The following is an 8,811-nucleotide window of genomic DNA, read 5'->3' as shown; positions in this document are numbered from 1 at the left end:
CATCAGAAAAATATAATATAGGTAAGTTAGCAGCTTCACTAATCGAGCCTAACGATATTATTTTTATTGATATTGGTACAACAACCGCTCAAATCATCGAACATATTCCGTCAAATCATTCTGTGGAAATTGTTTGCTGTACTATGAACGCATTAATTGAGATTCATAAAAAAGGATTTAAGGATTTTATTCTTATTGGTGGTCATTACCGTCCAGAACTTCAAATGTTTGAAAGCAGAGAAGGGTTGGATTTAATAAGTAGAACACGAACAACAAAAGCATTTATTTCTGCTGCTGGAGTTAACGCTAAATTAGGCATTACTTGCACGAACAGTTGTGAAGTGGACACAAAGAATGCGGCAATTAATTGTGCCCTTGAGAAAATTTTAGTGATTGATTCCTCTAAGTTTGATATGGTTAAATCCACTTACTTTGCTTCGTTAAATGATTTTGATGCGATTGTAACCGATAGAGGTTTATCAGAAGAGTGGATTGAGAAAATCAAACAATTAAATATTTCTCTTTATCTAGCTTAGAAATACAGCGCGTGCCGATACTCAATCGGTGCGCGCTGTTCTTGGGTTTTAGGATTTTTTCGCGGAATTATTAAACATTTCTCCGCTCGTCATTGAACCCGATTTCTTGGCTAGAAGTCGGTAATCGCGTGGAGTTAGGTCACAGCTACGGCGGAAGCTTTGTGAAAAATAGCTTTGAGAAGAAAAACCAGTGGATTCGGCAATTTGAGAAATAGAAAGATCCGTGGTTTCTAATAACTCCTTGCTCGCACGAAGCCTGACCTCAATTAAATAATTGATGGGTGACATGCCATAATATTTAGCGAAGGTATGCACCAGATAATACTTACTAAAATGTGCTTTTTCTGCCAGATAGTCAAGCGAAATCTCCTCTGAATAGTTCGAATCAATATAACGTTTGATCCGGCTACATACCTTGTTGACCCTTTGAGTAGCCACGACTAAAATTGGATGACCTGAGTTTCGCATTAATATAGTGACTACGACCTCTAGTAAGTTTTGACAAATATCTTCATAGTTATCCTCTTTATTTTCTGTTTCCCGAAGCATGGCGTTGAAATAGAAGAATAGTTCATCCCTCTGATTTCGATAATTGATGATCTCATGATTACGGCTACCACTTTGGTCCCCAAAGTCAAAGCTCATCCCCTCAACCCCAAGCACGACATACTCTAGAGGATCACTACTAACGGATAACTCGGTATGCTCCACATTCGGGTTCACGATGACCAGATCATCCTGTTTCACCGGATAGATTTCATTCTCTACAATGAAATTCCCCCGCCCGCTTCGGACATAAAACAGCTCCGCAAAATTATGAGAATGACGCATGCTGGACCAATCACCTTCATAAATAGAGGAACTGACATAGATTAACTTAGCGGGAATTTCTCCACGTCCTTTACCAGGTAGCCAATAGCGTACATTTCCCAATTGAGGTCAGTCCTTTACGATGATATAACTTTACTCTACCATAATTACTAGATTACATAACAATAAATTGGGTGAGTTTATAATTTATATTTATTTTTTATAATAGCAAGATATATAAAATGAACGACAACATGTTTGTTGAAAGAAACTTGAACGATCGGATAAGATAAATGAGTAAGAAAGCTCTTACGTATGCGGCTTACAGTACCAATAAAAGATAAATATGGAGGGTTATTATGAGAAAAGTTCTTAGCCTTGCACTTACAGCTGCACTGTCTCTAAGTCTTGCGGCCTGTGGTGGTAATACTGAAAGTAATTCTAGTTCCACATCTACAGATGCCACCAACACATCGAAGAACTCTAATTCGACTGCCGAAACTCGTACTCTTAAGCTAGCCGCTTTAGAAACCGCTTACGGATCTGATGTATGGAAAGAGGTAATTTCTGGATTCGAAAAAGCTAACCCTGGTGTGAAAGTTGAAACAACGATCGACAAAAGCCTTGAAGATGTTATCGGACCTGGTATGAAATCGGGAGATTTTCCTGACGTCATCCATCTTGCCGTAGGTCAGCCTAAAGGTTTGACAGAAACCTTCATTAAAGACAATAACCTCTCTGATCTTACAGACGTGCTTTCAATGACTGTTCCTGGTGAGAGTGTTACCGTAAAGGAGAAGCTTATTCCTGGGTTTACGGATACAACCATTACGAACCCTTATGGTGATGGAAAGACCTTTCTGATGCCAATGTTCTATAGTCCAACGGGTCTATTCTACAATGCTGGCTTACTTGAGGAAAAAGGCTGGAGCGTCCCTACCACTTGGGATGAAATGTGGGCACTAGGTGACAAAGCTAAGGCTGATGGAATTGCATTGTTCTCCTATCCAACAACCGGATACTTTGATTCTTTCTTCTATGCTTTACTTAATGAAGTTGGTGGTCCTGAATTCTTCACGAAAGCGATGAATTACACTGAAGGCATATGGCAATCACCAGAAGCAACACAAGCATTCGACATTATTAATAAGTTAGCAACCTATACCGAAAAGACAGTTCCGGCGAATGGGAATAAGGATAACTTTACTAAGAATCAACAGCTTATTCTTGATAACAAAGCTATCTTTATGCCAAACGGTACTTGGGTTGTTGGTGAAATGGGTAAAGCCCCTCGTGCAGAAGGATTTAAATGGGGATTCACTGCTCTACCAGCTGTAAAAACTGGTGGTGACAGATTCTCCTACACCTTCTTTGAACAAATCTGGGTTCCTGCCAAGGCTAAAAATGCAGATCTAGCAAAACAATTTATTGCGTATCTTTACTCAGATGAAGCAGCAGGCATTTTTGCAAAAGTAGGTGCAGTTCAACCTATTAAAGGCATGGCTAGCAAACTTGAAGGTGACAATAAACTCTTCTATAGCATCTATGACGGTGGTGCAAAGGCAGCTATGGGTGCATTTGCTACAACAGAACCGGTTGAAGGGGTAAGTATTTCGGATACCGTATTTGGTACCGTGGATTCCCTCGTGACTAAGGCAAAGACACAAGCACAGTGGGTTGAAGCGATTACGAAAGCAAGCGATCAATTACGTGGAGCATTAAAATAATCTAAGGCAACGCAAGATACCAATTCAAGCTGTGAACAATGGTGGCATGCGCAAAGCGGCCACCATTGTTTTTACCTTAAGAAGGAGATGGACTAATGGAAATCAAGAAAGGACAAGGGCGTTTTATTTTCTTCTGTCTTGCTCCCGCCGTAATCCTATTCATTGTTTTTCTAATCATACCTACAATTAACGTATTCCGTATGTCCACATACAAGTGGGGTGGATACACAGATGACAAAACCTTTGTAGGGCTGCAAAATTTCGAGAAGCTTTTTCATAGTGATAAATTTTATCAAGCATTTCAGAACAGTCTTCTACTTATTATTTTAGTTACGATTATTACCTTTGCTTTTGCACTAGTGTTCGCGTCTGTGCTTTCTCGTGAGAATTTGAAAGGACAAAATTTGTTACGAGTGATCTTCTACATACCGAACATCTTATCTGTTGTCGTTATCAGTGCGATTTTCTCTGCAATTTATGATCCGAATAGTGGACTCTTAAATGCAATCTTGAATTTATTCCGTGGTGCAGCATCGGACCCAACTCTTTGGTTGGGTGATCAGAAAATCGTTATTTTCTCACTCGCAGGTGCTATGATCTGGCAGGCTATCGGTTATTACATGGTTATGTATATGGCGAGTATGGCAAATATCCCGGAAAGCTTATATGAATCCGCTGACCTCGAGGGTGCAGGCAGGATGCATCAGTTTTTCACTATTACGATTCCGTTAATCTGGACGAATATTCGTACCACACTTACCTTTTTTGTCATCAGCACGATCAATATGAGTTTCCTGTTCGTTGTGGCGATGACTGGAGGCGGTCCTGACGGTTCCACTGAGGTGTTCTTGAGCTATATGTACAAAGAGGCTTATACCAACTCCTCGTATGGTTACGGCATGGCAATCGGTGTCATCGTGTTCCTGTTCTCGTTCGCACTAGCTGCTATCTTGAACGCAGTCACGAGCCGTGAACATTTGGAATATTAAGGAGGGGACAACTTGAATAATAATAAACTCATACATCATGGGGCCAGTGATAAGATCTATAAGGCCTTCATCTATGTTGTGCTGATCCTACTAGCCATTATCATTATCGTTCCTGTAGCTTGGGCGTTCATGGCCTCCATCAAACAGGATGTAGAATTCTATGCTAACCCTTGGGCTCTTCCAAAAGGGGTTTATCTGCAGAACTTTGCGGATGCTTGGCAGAAAGCAAAGATGGGCAGTTACATGTTCAACTCTGTAATCGTAACTGTGATTGCGATTGCTCTTCTACTGGTCATTGCATTACCAGCTGCTTATGTGCTTGCTAGGTATAAATTCAAGGGAAGTGTCATCTTGAATTTGATGTTTATGGCAGGATTATTTATCAATGTGAACTATATTGTTGTTCCAATCTTTCTGATGCTCAATAACGGTGACAAGGTTGCTCGCGATTTATTTGGACAGCCGATTCTCTTGAATAATTTGTTTATTCTCGCACTTGTCTATGCTGCAATGGCGCTTCCGTTCACTGTTTATCTACTTGCGGGCTACTTTAAATCATTACCTAGGGAATTTGAAGAAGCAGCTTCTGTAGATGGCGCAGGATATTTCCGAACGATGGTACAGATTATTATGCCAATGGCTAAACCTAGCATTGTAACGGTTATCTTGTTTAATTTCCTCTCCTTCTGGAACGAATATATTATTTCGATGACTTTACTAACGAAGCCAGGACTTCGAACATTACCAGTTGGTTTAATGAATCTGATGGCTGCTCAGAAATCAGCCGTTGAATATGGACAAATGTATGCAGGTCTAGTAATAGTCATGCTGCCAACCCTTATTCTTTATATTTTAGTACAAAAGAAGCTTACCCAAGGCATGACCATGGGCGGGCTGAAAGGTTAAGGTGCTACTATGAGTAATCCGTTACGCAATTTGTTGATACTGATTGTCTTCATCTTCGCGCTAGTACTCGTTATTATTGGGCAAAAAAATATTGGTGCACCCGGGCTTGGACTGATGCTGCTAGGGTTAGCACTTCTAATAGGTCTTCTCTGGTTCTATAATCGGAAATTTAAATAAAGGGAGAGTTATTTAAGATGAACAAAGGACGGGTCACAATTCCAACAGATCTGGATGTTATTCCTGAAACCATAGAAGTCATGAAACGTTGGGGCGCGGATGCTGTACGTGATTGCGATGGTACTGATTTCCCAGCAGAATTGCGTGATATCGATGCTAAGGTGTATTCCACTTACTATACGACTCGTAAAGAAAATGGATGGGCAAAAGCAAATCCGGATGAAATCCAGCAGATGTATCTCATGACACCTTTTTATACTGCTGAAGGCCCTAGTCTAATCATCCCTTTAATGAAGGGATTTTATCCAGATATGCTGAAAGTGAATTCTCGTGACGATATCAAGCGCTGGTGGGAAGTTATCGATCGTACCACAGGAGATATACTATCGACTGAGCAATGGAGCTATAACGAAGAAACGGGCAGTGTTATTATTCATGCAAGTCCCTTCCACGATTACACGGTTAGTTTTCTAGCCTATATTATGTGGGATCCCGTTCATATGTACAATGCGGTCACGAATGGTTGGGAAAATGTTGAGCCCCAGATCACCTTTGATGTTCGCCAACCGAAGTCGCGTGAGTTCACAATGCAACGACTACGTCAATTTATTGATGAACATCCATATGTCAATGTCATTCGATTTACGACCTTCTTCCACCAATTCACACTCGTCTTCGATGAGCTTGCACGTGAGAAATATGTGGATTGGTATGGTTATTCAGCATCCGTTAGTCCTTATATTCTTGAACAATTTGAACAAGAGATGGGCTATCCGTTTAGAGCCGAATACATCATTGATCAGGGCTACTATAATAATAACTACCGCATTCCGACCAAGGAGTTCCAAGACTTTCAGGCATTTCAGCGGCGTGAGGTTGCCGCGCTTGCTAAGGAATTAGTCGATATTACTCACGAATATGGAAAGACAGCCATGATGTTTCTTGGTGATCACTGGATTGGTACCGAGCCATTTATGGAAGAATTCTCATCGATTGGGGTAGATGCTGTCGTCGGTAGTGTAGGTAACGGTTCCACCCTTCGGCTGATTAGTGATATCCCTGGCGTGAATTATACAGAGGGACGGTTTCTACCGTATTTCTTCCCTGATACATTCTATGAGGGTGGAGATCCTGTACGTGAAGCCAAAGTAAACTGGGTCACAGCAAGACGGGCGATCCTTCGTAAGCCGATTGACCGAATTGGTTATGGTGGATATTTGAAGCTGGCACTGGATTTTCCGGATTTCATGAGCTACATCGAGAGTGTGTGTGATGAATTCCGTACTTTGTATGATAATGTACACGGAACAACACCTTACAGTGTCAAAACCGTTGCAGTACTCAACTGCTGGGGTAAAATGCGTGCATGGGGTAATCATATGGTTCATCATGCCCTTTATCAAAAACAAAATTATAGCTATGCAGGGATCATAGAGACGTTATCTGGTGCACCCTTTGAGGTCAAATTCATTAGCTTTGATGATATTAAGAATGACCCCTCTATCCTTAAAGGAATCGATGTCATTCTGAATGTAGGGGATGGCGATACGGCTTATACAGGTGGAGATTGGTGGCTGGATACAGATATTGTAACAGCAGTGAAGCAATTTGTTCATGAGGGCGGAGGATTCATCGGAGTGGGCGAACCCGCAGCTCATCAAGCGAACGGAAGGTACTTCCAGCTTGCAAGTATCCTCGGTGTAGAGCAAGAAAAAGGATTCACTCTAGGTTATGATAAATATAACTGGGAAGAGCAGGATCATTTTATTACTGAAGACTACGGAGTAGATGATAAAGGAAATAAGATTATCGATTTCGGTGAAGGAAAGAAGAATATATTCGCGCTCGAAGGCACCACTGTCCTTCGTCAGGTTGATAAAGAAGTTCAACTGGCAGTGAATGAATTCGGTAGTGGACGATCTGTCTACATCAGTGGATTGCCTTATAGTTTTGAGAACAGTCGCTTACTTTACCGTGCGATCCTCTGGAGTACTCACAGCGACCACGAGCTAAACCGCTGGTTCAGTGAGAACTATAATGTTGAGGTTCACGCCTATGTTAAGAATGGTAAATACTGCGTCGTGAACAACACTTATGAGCCACAGGAAACTGTCGTTTATCGTGGTGATGGCTCTAGCTTCTCACTCAAGCTGGAAGCGAATGAGATCAAGTGGTACGAAATCTAAAAATCTGTCAGCACGACAAAGCTGTCCCAAAGCCATGAAAATGGCTACTTGGGACAGCTTTGTCTTTTAATTAGGATTAACGTGGTCGCTTAGGTGGACGCTTCCGCTTTTATCTCTTTGTATGCGAAACGGGTACCTCTTTTGCTACTTTATACTTTTAAACTACTTTCTTATATGTTATAACTAATGCTACATTCTGAAGATCATTTGCGTAGCTTTGATTACTTGAGGGGAGATTTAGTTTTTGCAATCATCACAGACACAAGACAACAAGAATTCGTTATATATTATTTTACTCATTACGGGGATTGTTCTGGTAGCCTTTAATTTACGGCCCGCTATTACATCTGTTGGTCCACTAGTGGGAATTATTCAAGAGGATGTAGGGCTTGCACATTGGAGTGCAGGTCTATTAATGAGTATACCTTTGATATCCTTTGCTGTTATGTCGTCTCTCGTTCCTAAAATCGCTACTCGTTTATCCAACGAGAAGACACTATTGTTAGGTTTGGTTGTTCTTTTGATCGGTATTTGCATCCGTTCTATTTCAATGACGTTCTTTATTTTCTTTGGAACGTTATTGGTGGGAGTAGGAATAGCCATTGGGAATGTTCTATTACCGGTAGTTGTGAAGGAGAAATTCCCACAAAAGTTCGGTCTAATGACAAGTATATATTCCACTTCAATGGGATTATTTGCATCGTTAGCATCAGGTATTAGTATTCCTCTAGCTCATGATCTGAAGCTTGGGTGGGACGGAGCTTTAATTGTATGGGGAATTCCGACTATCATAGCGATCGTGGTATGGATCCTTCTAATTAGATTAAATCCAGCCAAAGATCATGCAGTAAAAAGTGTAAGGATCAGTGCTAAACAAATCTGGCGTTCACCACTCGCTTGGAAAATAGCCCTATTCATGGGGTTTCAGTCTTCATTATTTTATATAACGATGTCCTGGTTGCCTGAAATTTTATATAACTATGGCATAAGTAGAGGTACAGCAGGATGGTTGCTATCCTTTACACAAATTGTAGGCGTACCTGCTAGTTTTCTTGTTCCTATTCTGGCTGGACGACTACGCTCTCAAGTGTGGATTGCATTTGCATTAGGCATGTGCTCTATAGTTGGTTATGGTGGACTATGGATGGGCTCATCTTACCCAATAATGATCCTAAGTATTATCTTGATTGGTATCGCTTTGGGAGGGAATTTCCCACTGGCGCTAAGTTATATCGGAATTCGTGCCCGAAATGGAAATCAAGCTGCAGAATTATCTGGAATGGCTCAATCCACGGGATACATGCTTGCAGCCATAGGACCTATATTGATCGGGTATTTATACGATATGACCCAAGTGTGGACGATTCCACTGATCACATTGATCGTTATTTCTGGACTCGTGATGACGTTTGGAATGTTGTCTGGCCGAGATAAGTATGTATAAAAAGACTCCCCATGTAGTAGACAGGTGTAATAATGA

The 8,811-nt window shown here is 41.1% G+C and carries 8 protein-coding genes; 7 read left to right on the top strand and 1 reads right to left on the bottom strand.

The genetic code is table 11. From position 1 onward, the window contains the following. Positions 1–536 (top strand): DeoR/GlpR family DNA-binding transcription regulator (locus ACWNM1_RS29500; RefSeq protein ID WP_449603765.1); only part of this gene is annotated, 536 nt, incomplete at its 5' end. Positions 537–584: 48 nt separating this feature from the next. On the opposite strand, the gene ACWNM1_RS29495 is transcribed toward ACWNM1_RS29500, so the two are convergent. Then, entirely contained in the window at positions 585–1,469 is an 885-nt protein-coding gene (locus ACWNM1_RS29495; RefSeq protein ID WP_449603764.1) for an AraC family transcriptional regulator, read from the bottom strand. Between the two features lie 236 nt (positions 1,470–1,705). Between ACWNM1_RS29495 and ACWNM1_RS29490 the strand changes: the two genes are divergently transcribed. From ACWNM1_RS29490 to ACWNM1_RS29465, 6 genes are all read left to right on the top strand, one after another. After that, complete coding sequence (locus tag ACWNM1_RS29490; protein WP_449603763.1) at positions 1,706–3,073, top strand: carbohydrate ABC transporter substrate-binding protein; 1,368 nt, start codon at positions 1,706–1,708, stop codon at positions 3,071–3,073. Positions 3,074–3,168: 95 nt separating this feature from the next. Next, positions 3,169–4,062 carry a carbohydrate ABC transporter permease gene (locus ACWNM1_RS29485; protein ID WP_060624964.1) on the top strand — a complete coding sequence of 298 codons (894 nt, stop codon included), beginning with the start codon at positions 3,169–3,171 and terminating at the stop codon, positions 4,060–4,062. A gap of 12 nt (positions 4,063–4,074) precedes the next feature. Then, positions 4,075–4,968: a carbohydrate ABC transporter permease gene (locus ACWNM1_RS29480; protein ID WP_449603762.1), complete on the top strand. Its 894-nt coding sequence runs from the start codon at positions 4,075–4,077 to the stop codon at positions 4,966–4,968. A gap of 9 nt (positions 4,969–4,977) precedes the next feature. Continuing rightward, complete coding sequence (locus ACWNM1_RS29475; RefSeq protein ID WP_449603761.1) at positions 4,978–5,145, top strand: DUF6903 family protein; 168 nt, start codon at positions 4,978–4,980, stop codon at positions 5,143–5,145. Positions 5,146–5,162: 17 nt separating this feature from the next. Next, entirely contained in the window at positions 5,163–7,331 is a 2,169-nt protein-coding gene (gene gnpA, locus ACWNM1_RS29470; RefSeq protein ID WP_449603760.1) for a 1,3-beta-galactosyl-N-acetylhexosamine phosphorylase, read from the top strand. A 244-nt stretch (positions 7,332–7,575) separates the two neighbouring features. Next, complete coding sequence (locus tag ACWNM1_RS29465; protein ID WP_449603759.1) at positions 7,576–8,775, top strand: CynX/NimT family MFS transporter; 1,200 nt, start codon at positions 7,576–7,578, stop codon at positions 8,773–8,775. Positions 8,776–8,811 lie beyond the last annotated feature (36 nt).

This window comes from Paenibacillus sp. Marseille-Q9583 (assembly GCF_976954365.1).
Note: the sequence above shows the minus strand (reverse complement) of the source record. Positions and strands in the feature narration are given on the sequence as shown.

Bases quoted from the DNA above. Each gene is read 5' to 3' on its own strand.
- ACWNM1_RS29490 (WP_449603763.1), top strand. From the start codon at position 1,706: ATGAGAAAAGTTCTTAGCCTTGCACTTACAGCTGCACTGTCTCTAAGT.
- ACWNM1_RS29485 (WP_060624964.1), top strand. From the start codon at position 3,169: ATGGAAATCAAGAAAGGACAAGGGCGTTTTATTTTCTTCTGTCTTGCT.
- ACWNM1_RS29475 (WP_449603761.1), top strand. From the start codon at position 4,978: ATGAGTAATCCGTTACGCAATTTGTTGATACTGATTGTCTTCATCTTC.
- gnpA (WP_449603760.1), top strand. From the start codon at position 5,163: ATGAACAAAGGACGGGTCACAATTCCAACAGATCTGGATGTTATTCCT.